Here is a 25343-nt window from a genome sequence, read left to right as displayed (position 1 = left end):
GCGCGCCTGCATGCGGCGCGCCTGATAGCCCTCGAAGTTGGAGCACGAGCTGATCTCGCGGTAGGCGTTCTGCCCCGGAAGCCAGACCTCGATGTCGTAGGTCTTGGCCGCGGCCGAGCCCATGTCGCCGGTGCAGAGCGTGACCACCCGATAGGGCAGCTCGAGCTTCTGCAGGATAGCGGCGGCGTGGCCGGTCAGCACCTCGAGCAGCTCGTACGACTTCTCGGGATGGACGACCTGCACCAGCTCGACCTTGTCGAACTGGTGCTGGCGGATCAAGCCGCGCGTGTCTTTGCCATAGCTGCCGGCTTCAGAGCGAAAGCACGGCGTGTAGGCCGTGAGCTTGATGGGCAGCCGCGCCCCGTCGAGTATTTCGCCGGCATAGAGATTCGTCAGCGGCACCTCGGCGGTCGGGATCAGGTAGAGGCCGCGCTCGTCGGTCAGCTTGAAGAGGTCGCCTTCGAACTTCGGCAGTTGCCCTGTGCCGAACAAGGTCTGCGCGTTGACGATGAACGGCGGCAGCGCTTCCGTGTAGCCATGCTCGCGGGTTTGCAGGTCGAGGCAAAAGTTAATCAGCGCGCGTTCGAGCCGCGCCCCGACGCCGGTCAAGACGGCAAAGCGCGCGCCCGATAATTTCGCGGCGCGTTCCAGATCGAGCAGCCCTAACTCTGTGGCCAGGTCAACGTGATCGCGCGGCGTAAAATCAAAGCGGGGCGGCGTGCCCCACTGCTTGATGACCTGATTGGCGGATTCATCGCGGCCCACCGGCACCGAGTCATCGGGGAGATTCGGAATCGTCACCAGCAGGTTGTTCAAATCCGCTTCGACCACGCCAAGCTCGGCTTCGCTGGCGGCAATCTGATCGCCGATCTGGCGCACGGCGGCGCGGCGCGATTCGGCGTCTTCCTTCTGGCCGGCTTTCATCAGCTTGCCGATTTCCTGGCTTTCGCGGTTGCGCTCGGCGTTCAGCTCGTCGCGCTGGCGCACCAGTTGGCGGCGGCGTTCGTCGAGTGTCGTGAAGCGGTCGAGCGCGTCGAGCGGAAAGCCGCGCTGTTCGAGCTTGGCTCTGACCAGCTCAAGGTTGGCGCGGACGAAATTTACATCAAGCATGACTGTCACCTTTCCATCACAATCGATAAAACGATAGCCTAAGCCGTGCGCCGCAAAGGTGTCAACTTGGCGAGCTTGCGCCCCGCGCCTGCTTGCCCTGCTTCGCCGTCTGTCGTTAGCATACTCGACTATGAATGACCCGTTGGCTAACCAGACGCCGCACCCATCACTTGAAGAAGAGGCGTTCGATGAAGCCGTCGAGAACGCCTTCAGCCTGCGCGAGCGCGATGTGGAGACGCCGGGCGGCCCTGTGCGCCTGGCTTATGTCACGTGCGAGCCGCTCGAAGAGGCGGGCTTTATCAACGCCTTCAGCACGCGGCTGGGTGGCGTAAGCCCGCTGCCGCGCGACGCGCTGAACCTGACGAGCTTCAAAGGCGACATGCCCGATAACGTCGCCGAAAACCGCCGCCGCTTTCTGCGCGCCATCGGCGCCGAAGGCGCACCCATCGTCACCGCGCGGCAGACGCATTCGAGCGACCGCTGCTTCATCAAATCGGTGGAGCAAGCGCGAGGCTTTGCCAATGAATGTGATGCGCTGATGACGCGGCTCGGCGGCGTGCTGCTCGGCATTCAGACTGCCGACTGCCTGCCGGTTCTGATCGGCGATGCCCGGGCGGGCGTGATGGCGGCGATACACGCCGGCTGGCGCGGCACCGCCGCGCGCATCACCGAGCGCACGGTCGCCGACCTGGTGCTGCAACATGGCGTCAACCCGCGCAACTGCATCGCCGCGCTCGGCCCCGTCGCCTGTCAGCAATGTTACGAAGTCGGCGAAGATGTCATCGAGCGTTTCAAGTCAGAGTTCCGCTACTGGCCGAGCCTGCTCGTGAACTTCAAAGAAGACGGCAAGGCGCACCTCGATGTGCGCGCCGCCAACCGCCAGCAGTTGCTCTTCTGCGGTTTCGCGGAAGACAGTATTTATGTCGCCGATTACTGTACGATGCATCAGAACGAATTATTCTTTTCGCACCGCTGCGAAGGACGCGCGTCGGCAAATGGCGCGGGCCGCTTGCTTTCGGTGATCGGCAAGCGCCAGGTGACGGCGGTCACAAGCTGATGTGACGGCGGTCATCGCCTACCAAAAAAGGCGTGACTATGATGGAGCTATCGAGCTAGAATGGACGGCGAGATGACGCGACTCAACGCAACAACATCGGTGCGTGGATTGAGGCTCAAGGCGGGGCGCGTTCTCAGTTCATCTCCCTTCCCAGGATGGGCGCGGCGGATGAGCGCGACAGCCATCATCCTGCTCGCGCTGTGGAGTGGCGGGGTCGGTTGTTTGTGGTGTTGCGCAAGCGACCTGCCGAAAAGGTGCTGCGACGAACGCAGCGCCGCGATGGCCCATCACAGCCAGCAGGCGTGCGCCACACGCCGCCGCTGTTGCGAGCCCGCGGAGAGCAATCGGCGCGCGGCTATCAAAGAAGGTTCGTCATCGGCTGCGGCGCATTGCTGCCCAATCGGCGCGCACGCAAGCGGCCCTGCCATCTTTCCTTCATCTTCACCGCGTCAAGCACTGGCGCTGGTCGCCATCGCCCCATCGCTGCCGGTCGCTTTTGCGACTGACACGCCGCTATTCATCTCGGACACGCAGCCGGCCAACAAAGGCAGCACCTATCTGCGCTGCTGCGTCTTCCTGATTTAGAAACTCGCCCGTCGGTTTCGCCAACCATCAATGCCGGCCTAAGCTCTGGCCGGCGCGGCCTGAGTTTCTAATTTGATAGGAGATGTTACACATGAAAACGATCAAGACTCTGGTGCTAACGCTTGCCTTGATGCTGACCGGCTACGCTTACGCGACAGCCGATGCACAGTCGGTCAATGACCAGGCAAAGGTGACCGCCAAGGCGGCCTGCTGCGCCGATCACGCGGCGTGCGGCATGGAGGATAAGAGCTGCTGTGCCGAAGGCGCGGCCTGCTGCAAAGAAGGCGCCGCCTGCTGCGCGCAAGGTGCGGGCTGTGCCGATCACGCCGCTTGCTGCGCGGAGGGCGCGGCGTGCTGCAAGGAAGGCGCCGCCTGCTGCAAAGACGGGGCGACGTGCAATCAGGCGGGCGCGAATCAGGCGACCGCCAAGGCCGATTGCTGCAAAGCCGGGGCGGCCTGCTGCAAGGAAGGCGCGAGTTGCTGCGCCAGCGGCGACAAAGCCGACAAGGTGACGGCTAAGGTTCACAGCCATTCGCACGACAAGGCGGCAAAGGGCGGCTGCTGTGCGGCGGGGAGCTGCAAGATGACGGTTTCCGCGAAGTAAGCTTCACCTCTCGCCCAAACGAAAGCGCGGCTGAGCAATTGCTCAGCCGCGCTTTCGTTTTCACACAGGATAGAGCGGAATTCGATTGCGTTTGCCCTGTAGCGTAATCTAACAGATTGCGCTAGGCGTGGCGCAATCTAACAGATTGCGCTACACCCGATTGACTGGCGCTCTAGCTGGCTTTGCCGCCCGGCGCGAAGTAACCGCGGCGGTGGCGCACGTTCAGGTCTTTCTGATTCTTGACACGCAATTGAATGGTGCGGAACGAGCCGTCTTTCGCGCCGTTCGACGGCGTATAAGCCAGCACGTATTGCGAGCGCAAATCCTCGTCAATCTGCGTGAAGGCTTTGTCCAGGTCGCCCTCGCTGCGCGGGAAGAAAGCCCGCCCGCCGGTCTCCTGGGACATCTTCTTGAGCACCCCCGAATCGACTCCAAAGGCCGGGTCGCCGATGCCTATGCAGTAAACAATGACTTCATTGCGCCACGTCCGCTCGATGGCCTCGCGCATCTTGATCGTGCTTGAGGTGTCTTCGCCGTCGGTGATCAGGATGATGACGCGGCGACCCGCCTCGCGCTTGAGCAGGTCGTTCGACACCGAATAGACGGCGTCCCAGATGGCCGTCGAGCCGGCGCGCGAGCCGCCATTGATGGGCGGCGTGCCGCCGACGCGACCCGAAGCGCCCGGCAGCGCGATGCGCACCTCGTCGAGCGCGCGTTGCAGCTTCGCCGGGTCGGATGTCAGGTTCTGCACCAGCTCGGCTTCGCCCTCAAAGGTGATGACCGCGCCGAGGTCTTTGCGCGGGCGCAAGACGCGCTGAAAGAAACGCGCGCCGGCCGCCTTCTCCATCGGCAGCGTGTATTCCTCGCTGCCCGAGATGTCGATCAGCATGGCGATGGTGATGGCCAGATCGGTCTGCCGCTCGAAGGAAAAGATCTGCTGCGGCTTGTTGTCTTCGAGGACTTCAAGGTCGTCTTGCTTGAGGTCGTTGATATACCGGTTCGTCTTATCGGTGATGTTAAAGGGCACGGTGACCAGTTGTGTGCCGATCTTGATCGGCGTGTCGTCCTGCGCGCCTTCGTCTTCGGGCGACTTCTGGCCTTTCTTGCGCTGCTCGGGCTTCGTCTTGTTGTCCTGCGCGAGGCTGAACGAGGGGACGACGAGCGCGGCGACCAGCGCCACGAGCATAATGATGGGTACAGCTTTATATTTCATTTCTTGACTTCTTCCGTGGCCGCATAATAACCGCGGCGGTGAATAACGCGCACGTCTGGCCGATTGGTCAAGCGCACTTCGATGCGCCGGAAGCGCCCGTCTTTGGCGCCGTTCGACGGCGAATAAGCGAGCAGGTACTGGCTGCGCAATTCGCCCTCGATCTGCCGAAAATTGTCGAGCAATTCGTCCGGCCCGCGGGGAAAGTAAGCGCGCCCGCCGGTCTCTTCCGACAGCCGGCGCAAGATGTCTTCGCGCACGCCCTCGAAGCGAAAGCGGTCGCCGATGCCGATGGCATAAAGCACGACGCCGGCACGCCAGGCGCGGTCAATGGCTTCTTCGAGTTTGCGGCTGCTGGCGTTGTCTACGCCATCGGTCAACAAGATCACCGCGCGCCGGGTGATCTGGTCGTCGGCAGCCGTGCCGCGCGCCGGATCGCGCGCCAGGACTTCGTCGGCGGTAATGTAGACGGCATCGTAAAGCGCCGTCGCTTGCCGGCGGCTGGAAGCCGCGCCGAAGCGGCGGGCGTATTGAATCTCGTCAAACGCCCGGTTGAGCGTTTCGACGCGCGAGGTCAATCCCTGAACCAGATCGACGTCGTCTTGAAAGGTCAGGATCGCCGCCGAGTCTTTGCCCGGACGCAGGATCGAGCGCAGGAACTCGCCCGCCGCCGACTTCTCCTGCGGGAAGGTGTATTCCTGGCTGCCCGACAGGTCCATCAGGATGGCGATGTTGATGGGCAGCGTCGTTTCGCGCTTGAAGGCGAAGAGCTGTTGCGGTCGCCCATCTTCGAGTACCGTGACCTCTTCCTGACGGATGTCGCCGATAATGCGGTTGTTGCGATCAACGGCGCTGAAGGTCAGGTTGACCAGGTCAGTGCCGAGCCGCACCGCCTCGTCGCTGCCGGGAATATCGTCATCTTTATCTTTCGGCTGCGGCGCGGGCGGCTTCGACTTCTGCTCAGCGGTCGGGCGCGGCGCAGGCTTCTGCGCCGCCGCGGTTGCGGCAAGCAGGGCAACGATAGCGATCAAGGCGACGGTGCGTAAGAACATGACCCTCCGAGTGATGAGTGATGAGTCGAAAGTGATGAGTGAAGCGCGCGCGACATGCAGCGCGTCGTCTTCCCACTCATCACTCACCACTCGCCACTCATCACTTTAATACGTGTACCCTTCTTTGTACGACAGGTGGCCGTCGGCGCTGACGAGCTTGAGCCTGATCTCGCGCCGCTTGGCAATCTTCTCCTGAACAGTCGGGCGGTAATAGATGACGTATTCCTGTCGCAGGTCCTGCGCAACCTGTGTGAAAGCTTTGAACAAATCGATCTTCTCTGACGGCAGAAAGATTTGCCCGCCGGTGGCCTCACACAGGCGGCGCAGCTCTTTATCATCCGAGGTTTCGACCAGCCCCGACCCCGTGCCTTTAAAGTTCTTGGTGCTGATGCCGAAGATGGTCACGTCGTAGCGTTGCGCCATCTCGATGGCGTCGCGGAGCGAATGCTCGCTTGCGGTGTCTTCGCCGTCCGACAGCACGACGATGATGCGCCGCGCGTCACCAAGCAGATTCGCCAGCTTCTCTTCAATGATGCGGTAAACGGCATCATAGATGCGGGTGTAGCCGCCGGCCTTGACCTTGCGAATCGCCTTGATCAGCAGCTCCTGATTGTCTGTGAAGTCCTGGTGCAGCTCGACGTCGGAATCAAAGGTCGTGAACGAGACTTGATCCTTGCGGCGATAAGTCGTGACCGTCGAGACAAAATCTTCGGCGGCGTCTTTCTCGAACGGCAGCTTGAGCTTGACGCTGTTGCTGGTGTCCATCAGCACGGCGATGTTGAGCGGCAGCTTGCTCGGCGCAATGAAAGTTTCGATCTTTTGCCGCTTGCCGTCTTCGTAGACTTCAAAGTTCCGCTCGGTCAGGCCGGCGACGAATTTGCCTTTGGCCTTGACGCTGACCGGCAGGCGGACTTCATAAACGCCGACCTTGGTGGTCTGATCGTCCTGAGCCGGCGGCTGCGGTTTCTTTTGCTGGGGCTTGTCGGCAGGCTTTTGCGCAAACGTCAACGCGCTCGCGAACAGCGCAATAGCGACAGCACAGGTAATGATTACGGATGAACGTCTCATCACGAACGGGGAACCTCCGACATACAGGTCTGATGCACGGGATGCAAAATCACGATGCTTTGCTAAATCAAAATTATAGAGGCCGCCGCGAAGCAGTGTCCAGCAATAACAACAAGAGGCGGCAACCGCGATCAGCCGAGCAAGGCCAGGAAGTGCCGCAGCTCCGGCGGCAGCGGCGTCGAAAATTCCATGCGCTCGCCTGTGCGCGGGTGCATGAACGCGAGCTGCGCCGAGTGCAGAAATTGGCGACCGAGGCTGCGAGCCTCGCGCTTCATCGCCGCATCGCGCACCATGTTATCGCGCCCGCCGCCGTACAAAGCATCGCCGACGACCGGGTGGCCGATGTGCGCCAGGTGAACGCGAATCTGGTGCGTCCGCCCGGTCTTGATCTGCACGCGCAACAGGGTGAATTCGGGATAACGCTCGGCGACTTCAAAGATGGTATGCGCGGCGCGCCCGGCGCCGCCGCGCAGCACGGCCATGCGCGTACGGTGATGCGGGCTGCGCCCCATGCGCGCTTCGATCTCGCCACGCGACTCGGAAACGCGACCGTAGGCGAGCGCGACGTAGAGCTTGAAGACCTCGCGGTTGCGAAACTGCTCGGACAGTTTTTCGTGCGTGATGTCGTTCTTGGCGACCGCCAGCAGCCCCGAAGTCTCTTTATCGATGCGATGGACGATGCCGGGTCGTATGCGCCCGGCGGTTCCCGACAGCTCGTTGAAATGATAGACCAGCGCATTGGCCAGCGTGCCCGATTCCTGGCCGGCGCCGGGATGCACGACAAGGCCCGCGGGCTTGTCTACGACGATCAAATCGTCGTCTTCATAAACGATGTTGAGCGGGATGGCTTCGGGCGGCAGCTCGACGGGCGGCGGTTCGGGCAGATCAATTTCGATATGGTCGCCGGCGCGCACGCGGTAGCTCGATTTCGCGGCGCGCTCGTTGACCAGCACGTCCCCGTCTTCGATGGCGCGTTGAATGCGCGTGCGGCTGATGTCGCGCAGTTGGCCGGCAACAAACGCATCGAGCCGCGCGCCTGCCGCGTCAGGATCAACCGTTAGGAGTTGCAGTTCGTTCGACACTTAAGCAGGAGGCAGGAGGCAGGAGGCAGGAGGCAGGAGGCGCGTCATTCTTTGACTGCTTCCTGCTGCCTGCCTCCTGCTTCCTCAAGAAACCTGTGCGGCGACGCCCTGGCGCCGCGCCGCGTCTTTGGCGGCGTGGCGCTTGCGGGCAACGAGCGTCATTACCAGCCCAAAGGCGAACATCAGAATGGAGATGAACTGCGAGGTCGAGATGCCCAGCAGCGAGCCGCGCGGGTCGTCGCGCCAGAACTCGATGGTGAAGCGCACCACCGCGTAAATCATGAGGTAGGCGTAGATGATCTGGCCTTCGAATTTGCGCCGCTTCGTCAGCCACAACAGGAAGCCGAAGATCATCAGGTTCGCAATAGCTTCGATCAACTGCGTCGGCACCAGCGCCGCATCAATCGGCACGCCGGTCAGCTCGCTCGCTTTCTCGGTGAAGTGGACGCCGATCCACGAAGTCGTCGGCTTGCCCCAGCAGCAGCCGGCGGAAAAACAGCCGAGCCGCCCGATGGCATGACCTAAGGCAATGCCCGGCGCAAAGGCATCCGAGGTCTTCGGCCACGGCAGATGCCACCAGCGCATCAGCAAGACGCTCGCCAGCACCGCCGCCAGCAACCCGCCATAGAAGACGCCGCCCGACCGTAAGAAATCGAGCGACAGCATGCGCCGCCAATCGCCGCCATAATCATTCCACTCGGTGACGACCATCAGGGCCTTCGAGCCGACCAGCGAGGCCGCCAGCACGTACAACCCAAGATCGTAAATGCGCTGCTTGGGCAGGCCGTCGCGCGCCGCCAGCCGCGCCGTCAGCCACAGCGCCAGGATGAAGCCGATGGCCAGCAACACGCCATAGGTCGCCAGCGGGATGCCCAGCCCGGGGATTCTGAAAAGCTCTGGAAACATAGGTACTGCCTTTAGGAGGCAGGAGGCAGGAAGCAGGATGCAGTCGGCGCTCGAAGCTCAATCGCCTGACGATGCATCGTTCGGGTTGCTCGCGAGCGGCGTGGCGTCGCCGACTTCTGCCTCCTGCCTCCTGCCTCCTGCCTCCTCGCCATCAGGCGCGGCGGTTGCGCGCTCGGCCTGCGGAGTGATGAACAACTCGATGGCCATCAACGCCGCGCCGATGCTGATAGCCGTGTCGGCGACGTTGAAGACGGGGAACTGATGCTCTCGGTAATGCACCAGGAAGAAATCGATCACCCGGCCAATGCGCACGCGGTCAATCAGGTTGCCGCAAATGCCCGCCGCCAGCAGCGCCAGCGACCACAGCAATAGCCGGTTGGCCGCCGCCGTGCGCATCATGTAAGCCAGCACGACCAGCACGGCGACCACCGAGATGGCGACGAATAGCCAGCGCAGGTTGCCGCTGTTGAGCATGCCGAAAGCGATGCCGGGATTCTTCGTGTAGCTGATGGCGAAGAAATTGCGGATCACGTCGATCTCGTCGCCTTCCTGCATGCGCGTCGAGACGACATACTTGGTGAATTGATCGAGCGCCATCACGAGCGCCGTGATGATCAGGTACTTCACTTTCCCGGCGCTCGCGCCGACCGCTTCTGAGCTCATCAAACTTCCTCTTCTCTAAGGATGCGCATTCGCGCCGTTCACCGCAAGCCCTTCGTCGCTTATAGCCATCCTTCTTCGAGTTGACGCACGCAGCGCGCATCAATCGTCGGGAAGCGCGCGTCCGCGCCGACCGTATCGCCCCAGTGCCAGCAACGCTCGCACTTCGCGCCATCGGCATGGGTGACCGTCACTTCCAGATCGCCGCCCGCGCTCGCTTCGAGCGTCACGCCGGAGACGATAAAGATGTCGGCCAGTTGATCTTCATAAGCGGCGAGCTGCGCCAGTGTCTCGCCAGTCGCGCGCACAGTAACATGCGCTTCGAGCGATGCGCCGATCACTTTCGCGTTGCGCTGCTCTTCGAGCGCCTTCTGCGCCGCCGAGCGCACCTCGAAGAGCTTGCCCCATCGCGCCAGTAATTCAGCGTCGCCGTCGCGCGCCTCGGCATCGGCAAACTCCGCCAGATGCACCGATGCTTCGCGCTCGCCCGGCAGGCTTTCCCAGATTTCGTCTGCCGTGAAGACCAGCACCGGCGCCAGCAAGCGCGCGAAGGCGTCAACGATCTGGTAAAGCGCCGTCTGCGCGCTGCGTCGCCCCGCGGATCGCGGCGCGAACGTGTAGAGACGGTCTTTCAGTATATCAATGTAGACCGCCGACAACGTCACCGTCGCGTAGTTGTAAAGCGTGTGATAGACGGTCGTGTACTCGAACCGCTGGTAGGCGTCAATCACCTTGCGCGCCACTTCGCGCGTCGCCGCCAGCGCCCAGCGATCAATCTCCCGCATCTCGCTTTCGGCGACCGCGTCGCGACCCGGGTCGAAGTCGCTCAGGTTGCCGAGCGCGTAGCGCGCCGTGTTGCGCAGCTTGCGATAGGCGTCCACCAGCCGCTTGAGAATCTCGTCCGACAGCCGCACGTCTTCCTGATAATCCGACGACGCGACCCAGAGGCGCAGAATCTCTGCGCCCGACCGATCAATCACCTCGTTGGGCGAGATGGCATTGCCGGCGGACTTGTGCATGGCTTTGCCTTCGCCGTCTACGGTCCAGCCGTGCGTGATGACCGTCTTGTAAGGCGCGCGATTGTGCGCCGCCAGCGCCACCATCAGCGACGAGTTGAACCAGCCGCGATACTGGTCGGGGCCTTCCAGATAAACATCGGCGGGCCACGGCAGCCGTCGCTCGATCTCTAGCACCGCAAGCGACGACGAGCCGCTGTCGAACCAGACATCGAGAATGTCATTCTCTTTGGCAAAATCGCCGCCATTGCACTTCGGACACAAGAAGCCTTCAGGCAGCAAGTCTTTGGCTTCGCGGGCGTACCATGCGTCGGCAGATTCTTTGTCAAAGAGGTCGGCGACGTGATCGATCAACTGCGCGTCGGCAATCGTTTCGTGACAGCCATTGCAGTAGAACGCAGGGATCGGCACGCCCCAGACGCGCTGGCGCGACACGCACCAGTCGGGCCGCCTGAGAAACATATTGCGCATGCGGTCGGCGCCCCAGCCCGGCAGCCAGCGGACGTTGCCGACTTCGCGCACCGCGCCTTCGCGCAGGCTCTGACCTTCGCCGTCCTGGCGATCCATCGAGATGAACCACTGCGGCGTAGCGCGAAAGATCACCGGGCGGTGGCAGCGCCAGCAATGCGGGTAACGGTGCGCGTAATCTTCGGTGAAGACCAGCGCCCCCGACTCGCGCAGAAAATCAACAATCCGGCGGTTCGCCTCAAAGACTTTCAGACCGGCGAAGTGCTCGACTTCCGACGTGAAGCGACCGGCGTTATCCACAGGGCAATAGACTTCGGTTTCGGCAACGCCGAGCGCCGCATAGATCGGCTGAAGCTGCTGCCGGTATTGCTGGCCGATGACGAAGTCGTCGTGGCCATGACCGGGCGCGGTATGCACACAGCCGGTGCCGGCTTTGCCCGTGCCTTTCTTCTGCGCCTCGGCGACATCCAATTCGGTTTCAGCGTCGGCCTCGCCGCCGAGCGTGACGTGCTCGCCGACCATCAGGATCGAAGGCCGGTCAAGCCACGCATGGCGCGCTTGCAGGCGGTCGAGCAGCGCGCCGGAAAATTCGGCGACGACCTTCGGCTCGTTCAGGCCGCACTTTTCGGCCACCGCCGCGACCAGCTCGCTGGCGACAATGTAGACTTCACTGCCCACGTCAACCGCCGCGTAATCGAAGTTCGGGTTGACGCTGATGCCGATATTGGCCGGCAGCGTCCACGGCGTCGTCGTCCAGATCAGCACAAAGACCGGCTTTTCGATTGCCGATTGCCGATTGCCGATTGCCGATTGCGAACCGCCCGCCGTAATCCGCTGTTCAAGCTCGCGCACCTGGTCGGCGGGCAGCGGAAACTTGACGTAGATCGACGGCGAGGTGTGTTCCTTGTATTCGACCTCGGCTTCGGCAAGCGCCGTCTGGTCATGGATGCACCAGTAGACGGGCCGCCCGCCTTTGTAAACGAAACCACGCTCGACGAAACGCCCGAACAGCCGCGCCGTTTCGGCCTCGTAGGCGTTCGACATCGTCAGGTACGGATCGTCCCATTCGCCGAGGATGCCGAGCCGCTGGAAGTCGCGCGTCTGCCGCTTCAAGGCTTCAGCGGCATGCTCGCGACAGGCGCGGCGGATGGTCAGCGGGTCCATCTGCGATTTCTTGGCGCCGAGCTTCTTGTCAACGTAGGTTTCAATCGGCAGCCCGTGGCAGTCGTAGCCCGGCACGTACGGCGCGTCAAAGCCGAGCATCGAGTGCGACTTCACCACGATGTCTTTCAAAATCTTGTTCATCGCCGTGCCGATGTGAATATCGGAGTTGGCATAGGGCGGGCCATCGTGTAGCACGAACATCGGTCGCCCCTGTCGCGCCTGGCAAAGCGATTGATAGAGCCCCATCTGCTGCCAGCGCGCCAGGCGCTCGGGCTCGCGCTGGGTGAGGTTGGCCTTCTGCGCGAAGCCGGTCTTCGGCAGATTCACGGTCGCTTTCAAATCGAACGGTGTTTCGGTTGACATAACGCTCTCGATTTTGGATTTTGGATTTTGGATTTTGGATTACCAGAGAGGGATGCGCGATGTGCCGGATTAGCCAAAGCACTGCGCTCCCTGAATCCAAAATCGAAAATCCAAAATCCAAAATATGAAAGCACCTGACTCCTGCGAAGAGGAACCCAGGTGCCGCTTGAATAGAGTCACCAGCCTTTAAGCCTTGGACGACACGCAAACGGCTCTGAAGGCCGCTTTGGTGTCGCGCCGGCAACCCGTTGTTTATCCAATAAACATCTCTTCGTCCTGATATGCCTGATCTATCGATTTGCGCCCGCGCCCGAACAGCATCTCGATGGTTCGCCGCAAGCCGACCAGCAACGCCGACAGCTCGCGCATGGGTTGTAGCACGCCGGTCTGCACTTCGGTGGTCGTATCTTCGATGCGATCCTGCGTGCGCGTCAGCAAGCCGTCAATTTCAACGATCTGTCTTTGCAGGGTCGTCGTCGCCATCTCGACGGTGCTGCTGACCTGTTCGGCCTGGCGCTGCGCCAGCCCGGCGATCTCGCGCGACGATGTCGAAACCGCGGCGGCGATGGCGCGCGTTTCGACCGTCACTTTGTCAAAGGTCTCTTGCGCCTGCGCGGTGATTCGGTCAACCGCCACGCGCACGTTGCTGATGGTCCCTTGCACCTGATCGACGAGCGGCTCGACCTTAGCGATGATGGGCTCGGTTTTGACAATCAGCGGCTCGACCTTCTTCTGCATCGCTTCGGCGATGCCCGTCAATCGCTTCACGGCGCGCGCGATGCCGATCATCATGGCCATCTGAATGAGGAAGCTCAAAGTGATGACCGCCGTGGCAACCGTGACGACGATGTAGAAGGTTCGCTGATCCACAAGCCCTCCTTGCCCGAGAGCAAGTTGCGCAATAGAGATGGCGCAGCCGGCGCAAGCCCGGCTCGTATAATCCCGCGTCCCTGCAACTCCGCGAGGCCAGTCGGCAAATATCAAAGCGGCGCGGCAACGAGCAAGGGGCGCTGTCGCCACGCCGCCAGTTGTCTGCGTTACGCTTCGGGTTCGGCGGCAGCGCCAGCAAACTCGCCGGCCTTGCGCTTCTCTTCGCGGTAGGCTTGCTTGCCCGCCTCGATGGCCGCCTGAATCTGATCCTTCTGCCGCGAAGCGACGTCGGCGACGGCTTCAGCGCTCTGCGACACGCGCTCGCGGGCCACACCGTAAGCCCCCGCCGCGCGCTCGCGCGCCGAGCCGTAAGCGGTCTGGACGCGCTCGCTGGTGCTGTCGTAAAGCTCTGACGCCCGCGTGCCGATCTGCCGCGCGCCTTCGCCCGCCGCATCAACCCCGCGCCGCGTGTAATCGGCGATGTCGCCGCGCAGTTCGCGCCCGCTCTTGGGCGCAAACAGCAGCGCCAGGGTTGCGCCGATGCCGGCGCCGATCAATAGAAATGTCAACTTCTCAGATGCTGCTGAGCCCTCGTTTTCGGCCATAATCGCCTCCTGGTAAACAGTGTAGCTCTACATCTCTGTGCAACTTGATGAAGACACGCTCACTATAACATCTGGCTCGGCGGCCTTCAAGAAGTCTCTGGCCGCAGCGCCGTCGAATTTCGCCAACTCGCCGTGGCCATGAAGGCTCAGGCACACGCATTGCCTTAGCATGAGCTGAGTGAGCTTTTTGCCCCCGAGCCGGCGCATTTCCATACGCTCGCCGGCGCATCACCGGGCGCGGCAATAGAAGATTCGCCGTCTTCGCAGGCTTACTCATAAATTGATCGGAGGATGAACGATTATGGCACAAATACGCGAAACGCATACGGTGGTCGAGGACGTTCCTGTAGAGCGCCGCACGGTGGTGGAAGAGGATTATCCGCCCGTCGTCTATGAGCGGCGCGGCTTGTCGGGCGGAGCGATTGCCGCTCTGGTCATCGCCGGAATTGCGGTGGCTGTGCTCATCACGCTTTTAATCATGAACAATCAGCAGCGCAATCAAGACGCGCAGCTTGAGATTGAACGGGCACGCGCCGATGCCGCGCAGCGCGCCGCCGCGCAGCCGCAGATGCCGGCCCCGGCGCAGCCCGCGCCGCCGGTCGTCGTCATGCCGCCTCCGGCATCACCGACAACTGTCACCGTCCCGGCGCCCGCATCTTCGCCGACGCCATCGTCGGCAGCCGCGCCTTCGACGTCTTCGACTTCGGGCATCACCGTTGAAGTTGACGTCACGACGAAGCTGCTCGACGACTCGGACCTGCGCACTCACCCGATAGATGTGAAGGTTAGCAATGGCACCGCCACCTTGAGCGGCGAGCTGCCGAGCGAAGAATTGAAATCGCGCGCCGAGCGCATCGCCAGTTCGGTTAAAGGCGTGCGCCGCGTCGTCAACAAGATTACTGTGAAGGCCGAGTAAGGCGTCGCCGTAGTCTTTGAAAACCAAAGTCGCGCATCGCGCGGGCGGGCACGGATAGCGAGTATCTATCTGTGCCCGCCCGCGCGATTCATTTTTCAAGAGAGATTTTTCGGCCCCCTGGTATCAAATGCCCGGCGGGCGGTTCTATATAAACGTACCGATTAATTCTACAAGGGGGTAAATACGATGTTGGAATTCGGATTAATCTTTGGTGTGGCTGCCTGGATCATCTCCGCCGCTACGGCCAAAATATAACTTGATTAGCTGTGAGCGGCGAGGCCGAGTGGTCTCGCCGCTCACTTCAAATTGTCGGCAGCGAGATAACTTTCAACTCTCGCCTGCTTGTCGTCGGTTCCAGGCTGGCAGCGCCGCGGGCCTCGCAATAGAGGCGGTTCGGCGTGGCGTGAACGACCGTCACCCGGTGAACACCCGGCGCCAGATTGCCTTCGATCATCGTCACGTGATTGCCGCGGGTGTGGCCCTGCACAAAACCGCTTTCGTCCGCCGCGCCTTTGACCAGGACTTCGACCTCGCGCCCGACCCACCGTTGGTTCTGCTCGAACGACACGGCCTTTTGTAACTCGACCAGCCGGCCCAGCCGCGCGGTCTTCAGCGCGCGCTCCACGTCTGCAAAGTGAATCTGTGCCGGGGTGCCTTCGCGCTCCGAGTAGATGAACATATAAGCCGCGTCATAGCCGACTTCGCGGTATAACGACAGGGTCTGCTCGAAATCCTCTTCGCTCTCGCCGGGGAAGCCGACGATGATGTCGGTCGAAAGGGTCGCGTCGGGCAACAGCTCGCGCAGCCGCCGCACGCGCTCGAGATAGAACTCGCGGGTGTATTCGCGCGCCATGCGCTTCAGTATGCGATTCGACCCCGACTGCACAGGCAAATGGATGTAGCGGCAGACTGCCGGTGTGTCGGCGATGGCCTCGATGATCTCGTCGTCAAAGTTGACCGGGTGCGAGGTGACGAAGCGGACGCGCGGGATGCCGACGCGCCCGACCATGCGCAGCAATTCGGCAAACGACGGGTAGCCGTCAATCCGCCGCCGCCGCGCGCCCGTGCCTTCGGCGAGCCCGTAGGAGTTGACGTTCTGGCCAAGCAGCGTGACTTCGACCACACCGGCATCACGGAGCGCCCGCGCTTCGCCGAGGATGTCTTCGGCAGGCCGCGAGACTTCGCTGCCGCGCGTCTGCGGCACGATGCAGTAGGTGCAGCGGTGATTGCAGCCGCGCATAATCGTCAGGTGGGCGCTGACTGCGCCCGTCGGCGGCGGCGGCGTGTAGAACTGCAACTCGTTTTTGAAGTCGAAGGATTGAAACTTGCCGCGCTCGATGGCCGCGCCGATCTCGGTGATGGCGCCGGGGCCGAGCATAATGTCAACGGCGAACTTCTCGCCCATGCGGCGGCCTTCGGCGAGTTGCGCCAGGCAGCCCATCAAGCCGATGGTCAGCGCGCCGCGCCGCCGCTGCTTCTCTTTGCGTAGCTCGCCGAGCAAGGTCTGCGCTTTTTCGACCGGCTTGCCGCGCACCGCGCAGGTGTTGACCAGCACGAGGTCGGCCTCGCGGTAATCGTCAACGAACGAATAGCCAAAGCCCGCCAGCTCGGATTGAATGGCGTGCGTGTCATACTCGTTCATCTGACAGCCGAATGTAACTACGTGCGCTCGCATACCGTGCTCGTCTGACTCCTCTGCTTGAAACTCCGGGCCATAGGGCGAAGGCCCGCCGGCTGAAACAATCTTGAATCTTAGCATCTTGCCGAGAAGTCGTGCCAGCGCGCAGGTTTCCTGAGGGCGATGAGCAAACCTTTGACAAACCGGCGGCGGCACAGCGACAATCCCATCTAGCTTCACTTTAGAAAGGTCGTCAACAGAATGGTCAAAAGATTCACCGCCAGCGTGGCGCTGGTGCTGGCCCTGGCATTACTGACTTCTACAGGCGTTGTCGCCTGGCAAGGCGCGCCGGCGATCAAGCCGGCAGACTCCACGGCGACGCTCAACGCCACCGATGATGTGCTGAAAACCGTCAGCCGCATGCGCGAGCTGGCCATCAAAGAGCCGGTCAAGAGCGCTTTTAAAACCCGCGACGAGATCGAGCAATCGGTCATGCGCGACCTCGACGAAAGCACGCCGCCCGCCGAGTTCGACGCCTCGCAGAAGACGCTCGTCAAGCTCGGACTGGTGCCGCAGAACTTTCAACTGCGCGACTATGTCGTCAAGCTGCTGCGCGAGCAGGTGGCCGGTTTTTACGAGCCCAAGACGAAAGAGTTCTACCTCGCCGCATGGCTGCCGCTGGCCGAGCAGAAGAAGGTTATGGCGCACGAGCTGATGCACGCGCTCCAGGATCAGCACTTCAACCTGCGGCGCTTCGAGAAATGGCCGAAGGGCGACGCCGATGCCGAGCTGGCGGCGCACGCGCTCGTCGAAGGCGAAGCGACGTTGATCATGATCATCTACGACCTGGAGCAGAGCGGCCTGCGCGGCATTGACATCACCAAGATCGATTCGCTTACGGAGCGGCTGCTCGACAACGACGCCGAAGCCAGCGACCCGAACTACCCTGTGCTGTCGGCGGCACCGCGTGTGCTGCGCGAGAACCTGCAATTCCCTTACATCTATGGCGCAGGCTTCACGCAAGCGGTGTTGAAGAACGGCTCGTGGCACGGCCTCGACGCCGCTTACACGACGCTGCCGGCTTCGAGCGAACAGATCATGCACCCGGAGAAATACCTGGCGCACGACATGCCTGTGAAGTTCGCGTTGAGCGACCTCAGCGCGACGCTCGGCAAAGACTGGAAGCGCGCCGACGAAGACGTCAACGGTGAGTTTGGTTACTTTGTCATCCTCAGCGAGTTTCTGCCGAAGTTTCGCGCCCGCGCCGCCGCTGCCGGGTGGGGCGGCGACGGTTATGCCTTTTACGAGAACCGCGCGAGCGGCGCTTCTCTGCTGGCGCAGTATACGACCTGGGACACGCCTGCCGATGCCCGCGAGTTCTTCACCGCTTACTCCGAGCGCAGCGAGCAGCGTTACAAGCTCAAGCACGACACCGACGATAAAGTGACGCGCCGCGTCTATGAAACGAGCGAGGGACTGGTGAGCATCGAGCTGCGCGACAAAGACGTGGTGATGATCGAAGGCGCGCCGAGCCGCGAGCAACTGGGCCACCTCGAAGCGCGCCTCTGGCAAAGCAAGAAGAAGTAGCCTTAACCACTTCAAGAATAGACCGACAGCTTCATTCGGCCCGTTCAGGAATCCGTATGAATCGATCCCGCTTGTTGCCTTTCACGCGCGCGGCGTTGCTTGCGGTGTTGGCGCTCATCCGCGCGGACGCCGCGGCGCAGTCGCCTGCGCCGCAAGCCCGCCCGCCATTCGCGCCGTCGCCACAGCTTCAACAGCTTGTCGGCAACGTCGTCGAGGCGGCGGTCGCGCGCTTCGGCAAAGGCGGGCTGACGGCGGACAAGATCGCCATCACGCTAATCGACCTGAACGACCGCGAGCATCCGGCGTGGGCCAGCCACCGCGGCCAGGAGCCGACTTACCCGGCGAGCGTCGTCAAGCTCTTTTATCTGGTCGCCGCGCATCATCAACTGGAGACCGGCGAGTTAAAAACTTCGCCGGAGCTTGAACGCGCCTTGCGCGATATGATCGTCGAGTCATCGAATGATGCGACGCATTACGTGTTCAACGCGCTCACCCGCACGACGGATGGGCCTGAGTTGGACGACGCCGCGCTCAAGCCGTGGCTCGACCAGCGCAACGCCGTGAATCGCTACTTCGCGAGCCTCGGCTTCGAGAAAATCAACGTCAATCAGAAGACCTGGAGCGAAGGCCCGTACGGGCGCGACCGCCAGAGCCTGGGGCCAAACTTCGAGAACCGCAACAAGCTCACGACCGCAGCAGTCGCGCGCCTGTTGTTCGAGATCGTCACCGGGCGCGCCGTGACACCGGCACGCTCGCGGGCGATGATGGACTTGCTGCGCCGTGATCCATTTCATAAATCGGATGACCCGGACGATCAGGCGACGCGATTCTCCGGCAAGAGCCTGCCGGCGGGCGCGCAGCTTTACTCGAAAGCCGGCTGGACTTCTGCGACGCGCCACGACGCCGCTTACATCCGCCTGGCGAATGGCGCTGAATACATCCTCACGGTCTTCACCGTTGACAACAGCACGCAGACCGATATCATTCCGTTCGTGTCAGATTTGATTGCAGAAGCTTTCTCGCGCAGGCAAGTGCAGGCCGACCTTGTGTTGACCAATGGCCGCATCTACACGGGTGAAGCCACGCACCCGTGGGCCGAAGCCCTGGCGGCGCGTGGCGAGCGCGTCATTGCCATCGGCAGCAGCGACAAGATGAAATGGGTCACAGGCCCGCAGACCCGCGTTATCGATCTGCAAGGCCGCCTCGCGGTGCCCGGTTTCATAGACGATCACACGCACTTTATGAGCGGCGGCTTTCAACTGTTGTCGGTTGACTTGCGCGACGCCCGCACGCCGGCAGAGTTCGCCGCGCGCATCAAAGCGCAAGCCGCGCGCTTGGGCACGGGTCGCTGGATCACCGGCGGCGATTGGGATCACGAGTTATGGCCCGGCGGCCCGCTTCCGACCAAAGAGCTGATCGATGCGGCGACGCCCGATAATCCCGTCTTCGTCTCGCGGCTCGACGGCCACATGGCGCTTGCCAATAGTGTCGTGCTGCGTCTGGCGAAGATCACCCGCGACACCGTAGACCCGCCGGGCGGCACCATCGTCCGCGATCCAAAGACCGGCGAGCCGACCGGCGTGCTGAAAGACGCGGCGATGAGCCTGGTCTGGCCGCTCGTCCCCGAGCCGAGCGAGAAGGATTACAACGAGGCGCTCGACGCGGCGCTGAAAGAAGCGGCGCGCGTCGGCGTGACTTCGATTCAAGACATCACCGCCTGGCCGCACTACGATGTCTACAAGCGATACCGCGACGCCGGTAAGCTGACCGTGCGAGTTTACGCGCGCACGCCCTTGAGCAGTTGGAAGCGACAGGCCGAGGTGGTGGCGCGGCAAGGACGCGGCGACGACTGGTTGCGGCTGGGCGGCTTGAAGGCGTTTATGGACGGCTCGCTCGGCTCGACGACGGCGCTGTTCTTCGAGCCGTTCACCGACGCGCCCGGCACGGCGGGCTTGATGGCCGACGACAACATTCCCGAAGGCGTGATGAAGCAGAACATCAAAGACGCCGACAAGGCCGGGCTGCAATGCTCGGTTCACGCCATCGGCGATAAAGCCAACAACATCACGTTGAATTATTTTGAAGAGGTGGCGCGAGTGAACGGCCCGCGTGACCGCCGCTTTCGCATCGAGCATGCGCAGCACTTGCTGGCGAGCGACATTGCGCGCTTTGCCGCGCTCGGCGTCATTGCTTCGGTGCAGCCTTACCATGCCATAGACGATGGCCGCTGGGCCGAAAAGCGCATCGGCCCGACGCGCATCAAGACGACTTATCCGTTCCGCTCACTGCTCGACGCCAAAGCGACGCTGGTCTTCGGCTCCGACTGGACGGTGGCGCCGCTGTCGCCGATTCTCGGCATTCACGCGGCAGTCACGCGGGCGACGATTGACGGGCGCAACCCGCATGGCTGGGTTCCCGAACAGAAGATTACCGTCGAAGAGGCGCTGCGCGCTTACACTGCCGGATGCGCTTATGCCGAGTTCGCCGAACGCGACAAAGGCACGCTCGCGCCGGGCAAGCTCGCAGACATCACGGTGTTATCGCAAGACCTCTTCCGCATCCCACCTGACGACATTCAAAAGACCACGGTCATCTATACCATCGTCGGCGGGCGCGTCGTCTTCGGCAAGTAAAGCAGCCGCGCGCCGCTTCCCTTCTATATCGTCGCTGCTGACACCATATCGTGTAAGCATAACCGCCGCGCGCGCGTTTGCTAAGCGTACAGGCGGACGCGCGGCATCCCTCAAATTCATACCACGACAAACGAATTGCCCGTCTAGCGCATCCCCTTATAAGCGGACGCTGTGAGGCATTAGGCTTGCACTACCAATCTTTCAGCCATATCGAGCCAACAAGGCCAGGGAGGGCATATGAAACAACTCATTAAGCGATTATCAAGCGTCCCGCCGCACGTCGCCATTATTCTGGTGCTGGCCGGCATCATCGGCGCGTCGGGCGCGATTCTCTTATTGAAGCACACAGAAACCAAGGTCGAAGCCCTGGCGAAACCGCGCGCCGCACGACTCGAACGCCTGGACGGCAACGTTGACATCGCGCAGGCGCTCAATCAAGCCGACAACGATCAATTGAGCTGGACCGACGCCCAGGTGAATGCGCCGCTGACGGTCGGCGACCGCGTCTGGGCGCGCGGCGTTTCGCACGCGCAGATTGCGCTAACCGGTCGCAATTACGTACGGCTCAATCCCGACACCGCGCTCGACGTGCTGTCGCTTGCCGACCAGCGAACGCAGCTTGCCTTGCGCAGCGGCTCGGCGGTCTTTGATGTAGGCGATCTTACAAACGGCGAATTGTACGAAGTCGCCACGCCCTGTGGCGCAGTAGACTTTTCGGAGCCGGGACTTTATCAGCTCGGCATCGGCGATGACGGCAACACGACGGTCAGCGTCCTGAACGGTCTGGCGCAAGTCGTCGGGCTGGACGGCTCAGGGGTGATCAACAAGGGCGAAATCCTGACGCTCGCCAGTCAGGTGGCCGCGCAGGCGCTGGTGTCGCATATCGCGCCGGACGCCGCCGGCAACATCCTCAACGATTATTATGGCTACCGCTATCCGAATCGTTACGATGGGCGCTATCGCAACTACGACACTTACCTCGATGACCCTGATTACTATGATCCGTACAGCCGCTCGGTCAGCTATCAGTACGTCACCGAAGAGGTGCCGGGCCTTTATGACCTGGACGAGTATGGCGACTGGCAGGACGTCGACGGCTACGGTCGCTGCTGGGCGCCGCGCGTTGCCAACGACTGGTCGCCTTACCGCCAGGGTTACTGGAACGTGAATGATGTCTGGGGGCCGACGTGGGTGTCGAGTGAGCCGTGGGGCTATGCGCCGTATCACTATGGCCGCTGGGCCTATGTGAATCAGCAACGCTGGATGTGGGTGCCCGAAGGCTGCCGCACAGAGGCGGTCTATGCGCCGGCGCTGGTTGCGTTCGTGCCCATTCAGCAGTCGCAGGTCGCCTGGGTGCCGCTGGCGCCGGGCGAGCCGTACGTGCCGCGTTACTACGACGCGAGCTTCGCGCCGCAGTACCTGGCATCGCCGCAGGTCGTCCAACAGATGGTCGTGCAGCGCAACTATGTGAACATGACTTATCCGACGGCGGTGACGGTCGTGCCGTTGCAAGCCTTCACGCAACCGATCAACCAGAGCGTCATCGTGCCGACCAACCCGCAATGGATTCAGCAGGCGCAGCCGGTGACGGACCCGTATCAGGTCGCGGGCCTGCGCCAGCTCGCTATGCAGGAAGATCGCGCCCAGCGCAAGCAGGCGAGGCGCGAGATGGCCGCGGCGATGTTCAATCGTCCCGTTGTAACCAGCGTCGCGCCGGTAGTGCCGCCGGTGCGGGGTGACGCCGCGCAAGCGCTCCAGTACCAGCCGGTGCCGGAGAAGCAAAAGCGAAACAAGTTACAGTTTGAAAACAGCGGCCAGGTGGTGATGGCGCAGCGCGCCGATGGGGTGCCGCTCGCGGGCGCGCAGGCGTCGCAGCAGGTTGCCGCGCAGCAGCGCGACCAGCGCATCGCCCAGTTGCGAGCGCGCATGGAACAGGGCGACCGCTCGGCCAAACAAGAGCTGCGACAGTTGAAGCAGGAGCGCCGTCAGCAGCCGGCCTTTGCCCAGGCGCAACAGGTCGCGCCACAGCAACAAGCCGCGCCGCAAGCGCAGTCGCAGGCGATGACGCCGAAGCAACAGCGCCGCTTTGAACGGCAACAGCAGATGGCGGCGCAGCAGCAACAGGCGGCCTCGCAATCGGCGCAAGTCAACCAGCAGCGCGAGCAGCGCCGCGCCCAAAAGCAGGCGGCGCGTCAGCAGATGGCGCAGCAGCAAGCGCCGCAGCAACAGGTCGAATCGCGCCGCCAGTTGAAGCAGGAACGACGCCAGCAGCAGGCGCAGCAAGCACAACAGCAGGCCGCGCAGCAGCAAACTCAGCGCGCACAAATGAAGGCGCAACGCCGCGCTGAACGTCAGCAGCAACAACAGCAGGTGGTCGTGCAGCAACAGCGCTCGCAGATGAAGATGCAGCGCCGTGCCGAGCGCCAACAGCAGCAAGCCGCGCCGCAACAACAGTGGCAGGCCGCTCAACAGCAAGCGCAACGCGCACAGATGAAAGCGCAGCGCCGCGCCGAGCGTCAGCAACAGGTCGTGCAACAGCCGCAATGGCAGCAGCCGGCGCAGCAACAGCAAATGCACCAGCAGATGAAGCAGCAGCGCCGCTTCGAGCGGCAGCAGCAGGCCGCGCCGCAGGCTCCGGCTTACCGAGCCCCTGTTTATCAGGCTCCCGCAGCCCAGCCGAGCAAGGCCGAGCGCAAAGCCGCGCGGCGCAATCAGCAATGATGTGCGGTGGCTAGGGCCATGGATAAAAGAGGCGAGTCAGCAGCCACCTGACTCGCCTCTCTTTTATGCGGAGTAAACGTCGTCCTGCTTACTTCTTGGCGCGAGCGGCGAGCGTGGCGTAATCGGCGCCCTCGGCGGCTTCGGTCGCGACCGGCAGGTTGAGCATTGCCCATCCCGGCTCGATGATCTGCCCGAAGCGATCTGCCGCGCCGCCAAAGCCGCCGCGCAGATTGGTGACATCCTGATAGCCCATCTGGCTCATCAACTGGCAGGCGTTGGCCGAGCGCCCCCCGGACTTGCAGCCGACGATCAATTTGGCATCTTTCGGCAGGGTGGCTTCGACGACTGCCGGGAAATCTTCGTTGGGCGACATGCCGAGCCCCTGCGTGAAGTGTAGGAGCGGAATGTTGATCGCTCCCTGCGGGTGGCCGGCCTCGAACTCGGGCACCGAGCGCACGTCGAGGTAGATGATTTCAGGATCGCGCTGCATCAACTCGTGAGCTTCCTGCGGGCTAATTTCTTTCATCGTTTCTCCTTTGCGTATGCTGCCAAATTATAGCCAGCCCGGTGCCCCTTCGCGCAAGCCGAGCCGCAGGCGACGAGCCGCGAATTTCAAACAATGAAATCGCAACATTCCCCATAAATCCTTTGACGGCTCTGGCACATCTCTCTATTGTGAAAACCGAATTGATCGGAGAATACGATAGCCATGCAGGATGGGGATAGACAGGATTTGCAATCGCTGGGCGCGCTGCTGGCCGACCTCGAAAGTCGGCTGGCCGAAGTGACCGACCGGCGTCAGCTATTCTATCTTCGCCAATTGCAGCAGCGCTGTTTGCTTGAGATTTACCTGCTCAAACGCACCCTCCGCCATAACGAAGAGCCGCGCTAAGCCGGCCCCATCACAATTCCCGCAACATTTTTACAAGAATTTCCGCGCCGCTTTTACGCCCTCATTAATTGACAACTCCGTGCCCCGATCAATAGAATGCCGCCTCTGACAGCAGTACCCCCACTTTCATTCAGGCAAGCAGTACACATCTTATCGCACGGAAAAGGAGAGGGTTTTGACGATCACTCGCAAGCAGGCACTTATTGCTTTGATAACCACTTCGCTCATCTCGACCGCTAGCGCCAGCGCGCAACAAACCAGCAATCAACCGAGCCCGACCACACCGCAAAGCATCAATCAAGTCGTCAGCACCGGCGCCGCGAAGACCGCTGAAGATGCCGGCAGCCGGCCCAGAGTCGTGACGCCCGCTCTATCAATGAACGCCGCCGAAGCGCCGACGGCTAAGCCGGCTGCGGCGCCGGCCTTCGAGCTTGCCACGGTCATCCCGGCAGCGCCCACCGTCATCAAGCGCAGCCCGACGACTATCGAAATCCCCGCTGATTTACAGGCCGAAGTGAAGAGCCCGGCACGGCCCGACGCGAAGGCCGAGCCGAAGGCGATAGAGTCGAAGTATGAAGCGCGCCCGGTGATCTCGACCGCACAGGTCGGCAGCACCTTCGGTTATCGCAGCGACCCGTTCACGGGCCGCGCGCGCTTTCATGCCGGCTGCGATATCAAGGCGCACTGGGGCGAATCGATTGGCGCCAGCCTCGCCGGCATCGTGCAGTTCGCCGGTTGGAATCATGGCTATGGCAACCTCGTCATCATCAATCATGGCGGCGGCGTGACGACGCACTACGCCCACCTGTCGAGCTTCGACGTACAGGTCGGCCAGCGCGTCGAGCGCGGCCAGATCCTCGGGCGCGCCGGCAGCACGGGCCGCGCCACCTCAGCACACTTGCATTATGAGCTTCGTCTTGATGGCAACCCGATGAATCCGTTCCAGCCTCTGGCCCTTGATCCTTCGTCCGAATATTTCAAGCAGCCGGCCACGGCTCCCGAAAAGGCCGATGTGCCGAAGCCTGCGCTAGAATTAATGCGTGTCCCATAGTTTTCGACGGCGGTGTAAGCCTCGGGCTTACTTCACACATTGACCGACCGCTACGGGGCGGGCCTCAAGCTAACTTGAGGCCCGCTTTTTCTTTGAGGCATCATG

Annotated in this window: 21 protein-coding genes; 9 read left to right on the top strand and 12 right to left on the bottom strand. The window is 62.2% G+C overall.

The annotated features are described in order from the left end of the window. Positions 1-1110: serine--tRNA ligase (serS, locus tag VJ464_19530; GenBank protein HKQ07326.1), on the bottom strand; the 1110-nt coding region annotated here is incomplete at its 3' end. 130 nt (positions 1111-1240) lie between these two features. Here serS and pgeF point away from each other — a divergent pair. The 3 genes from pgeF to VJ464_19515 all read left to right on the top strand — a co-directional run bounded on the left by pgeF (position 1241) and on the right by VJ464_19515 (position 3356). After that, entirely contained in the window at positions 1241-2167 is a 927-nt protein-coding gene (pgeF, locus tag VJ464_19525) for a peptidoglycan editing factor PgeF (GenBank protein ID HKQ07325.1), read from the top strand. 168 nt (positions 2168-2335) lie between these two features. Continuing rightward, complete coding sequence (locus VJ464_19520) at positions 2336-2752, top strand: hypothetical protein (GenBank protein ID HKQ07324.1); 417 nt, start codon at positions 2336-2338, stop codon at positions 2750-2752. Positions 2753-2843: 91 nt separating this feature from the next. Further along, positions 2844-3356 (top strand): hypothetical protein, encoded by a 513-nt coding sequence (locus tag VJ464_19515; protein HKQ07323.1) that lies wholly within the window; start codon positions 2844-2846, stop codon positions 3354-3356. Between the two features lie 172 nt (positions 3357-3528). On the opposite strand, the gene VJ464_19510 is transcribed toward VJ464_19515, so the two are convergent. The 9 genes from VJ464_19510 to VJ464_19470 form a co-directional block, all read right to left on the bottom strand. Continuing rightward, positions 3529-4569 (bottom strand): VWA domain-containing protein, encoded by a 1041-nt coding sequence (locus VJ464_19510; protein HKQ07322.1) that lies wholly within the window; start codon positions 4567-4569, stop codon positions 3529-3531. After that, the gene (locus tag VJ464_19505; GenBank protein ID HKQ07321.1) at positions 4566-5618 is read right to left on the bottom strand and encodes a VWA domain-containing protein; all 1053 of its coding nucleotides are present in this window, start codon (positions 5616-5618) and stop codon (positions 4566-4568) included. The genes VJ464_19510 and VJ464_19505 overlap by 4 nt, the downstream gene beginning before the upstream one ends. A 105-nt stretch (positions 5619-5723) precedes the next feature. Beyond that, a complete protein-coding gene (locus VJ464_19500) occupies positions 5724-6686 on the bottom strand; it encodes a VWA domain-containing protein (protein HKQ07320.1) in 963 nt (320 codons plus the stop codon). A 131-nt stretch (positions 6687-6817) separates the two neighbouring features. Beyond that, positions 6818-7768 (bottom strand): RluA family pseudouridine synthase, encoded by a 951-nt coding sequence (locus VJ464_19495; protein ID HKQ07319.1) that lies wholly within the window; start codon positions 7766-7768, stop codon positions 6818-6820. 84 nt (positions 7769-7852) lie between these two features. Beyond that, positions 7853-8674, bottom strand: a complete 822-nt coding sequence (gene lgt, locus VJ464_19490) for a prolipoprotein diacylglyceryl transferase (GenBank protein HKQ07318.1) — start codon at positions 8672-8674, stop codon at positions 7853-7855. A gap of 57 nt (positions 8675-8731) precedes the next feature. Beyond that, entirely contained in the window at positions 8732-9337 is a 606-nt protein-coding gene (gene lspA, locus VJ464_19485; GenBank protein ID HKQ07317.1) for a signal peptidase II, read from the bottom strand. A gap of 59 nt (positions 9338-9396) precedes the next feature. After that, entirely contained in the window at positions 9397-12345 is a 2949-nt protein-coding gene (ileS, locus tag VJ464_19480) for an isoleucine--tRNA ligase (GenBank protein ID HKQ07316.1), read from the bottom strand. A 252-nt stretch (positions 12346-12597) separates the two neighbouring features. Next, complete coding sequence (locus VJ464_19475) at positions 12598-13215, bottom strand: hypothetical protein (GenBank protein HKQ07315.1); 618 nt, start codon at positions 13213-13215, stop codon at positions 12598-12600. Between the two features lie 167 nt (positions 13216-13382). After that, complete coding sequence (locus VJ464_19470) at positions 13383-13820, bottom strand: YtxH domain-containing protein (protein HKQ07314.1); 438 nt, start codon at positions 13818-13820, stop codon at positions 13383-13385. 301 nt (positions 13821-14121) lie between these two features. Between VJ464_19470 and VJ464_19465 the strand changes: the two genes are divergently transcribed. After that, positions 14122-14736 carry a BON domain-containing protein gene (locus VJ464_19465; protein ID HKQ07313.1) on the top strand — a complete coding sequence of 205 codons (615 nt, stop codon included), beginning with the start codon at positions 14122-14124 and terminating at the stop codon, positions 14734-14736. 301 nt (positions 14737-15037) lie between these two features. Here the strand turns inward: VJ464_19465 and miaB are convergent, their stop codons facing one another. Beyond that, positions 15038-16411: a tRNA (N6-isopentenyl adenosine(37)-C2)-methylthiotransferase MiaB gene (gene miaB, locus VJ464_19460; GenBank protein ID HKQ07312.1), complete on the bottom strand. Its 1374-nt coding sequence runs from the start codon at positions 16409-16411 to the stop codon at positions 15038-15040. A gap of 204 nt (positions 16412-16615) precedes the next feature. On the opposite strand from miaB, the gene VJ464_19455 reads away from it, so the two are divergent. The 3 genes from VJ464_19455 (at position 16616) to VJ464_19445 (ending at position 23295) form a co-directional block, all read left to right on the top strand. After that, positions 16616-17941: a hypothetical protein gene (locus tag VJ464_19455; protein ID HKQ07311.1), complete on the top strand. Its 1326-nt coding sequence runs from the start codon at positions 16616-16618 to the stop codon at positions 17939-17941. A 56-nt stretch (positions 17942-17997) separates the two neighbouring features. Next, complete coding sequence (locus VJ464_19450) at positions 17998-20574, top strand: amidohydrolase family protein (protein ID HKQ07310.1); 2577 nt, start codon at positions 17998-18000, stop codon at positions 20572-20574. Positions 20575-20811: 237 nt separating this feature from the next. Continuing rightward, the gene (locus tag VJ464_19445; protein ID HKQ07309.1) at positions 20812-23295 is read left to right on the top strand and encodes a DUF6600 domain-containing protein; all 2484 of its coding nucleotides are present in this window, start codon (positions 20812-20814) and stop codon (positions 23293-23295) included. Positions 23296-23383: 88 nt separating this feature from the next. On the opposite strand, the gene VJ464_19440 is transcribed toward VJ464_19445, so the two are convergent. Continuing rightward, positions 23384-23821: a rhodanese-like domain-containing protein gene (locus tag VJ464_19440; GenBank protein HKQ07308.1), complete on the bottom strand. Its 438-nt coding sequence runs from the start codon at positions 23819-23821 to the stop codon at positions 23384-23386. Between the two features lie 183 nt (positions 23822-24004). Here VJ464_19440 and VJ464_19435 point away from each other — a divergent pair, with 183 nt between their 5' ends. Together VJ464_19435 and VJ464_19430 are read left to right on the top strand one after the other, a co-directional pair. Next, on the top strand, positions 24005-24187 hold the full coding sequence (locus VJ464_19435; GenBank protein ID HKQ07307.1) for a hypothetical protein: 183 nt from the start codon (positions 24005-24007) through the stop codon (positions 24185-24187). A gap of 175 nt (positions 24188-24362) precedes the next feature. Next, positions 24363-25238 (top strand): M23 family metallopeptidase, encoded by an 876-nt coding sequence (locus tag VJ464_19430; protein ID HKQ07306.1) that lies wholly within the window; start codon positions 24363-24365, stop codon positions 25236-25238. The last annotated feature ends 105 nt before the right edge of the window (positions 25239-25343 follow it).

It is taken from the genome of Blastocatellia bacterium (genome assembly GCA_035275065.1).
Classification (GTDB): Bacteria; Acidobacteriota; Blastocatellia; order UBA7656; family UBA7656; genus DATENM01.
The sequence above is the reverse complement of the archived record's forward strand: the minus strand, read 5'-3'. Positions and strand labels throughout refer to the sequence as shown.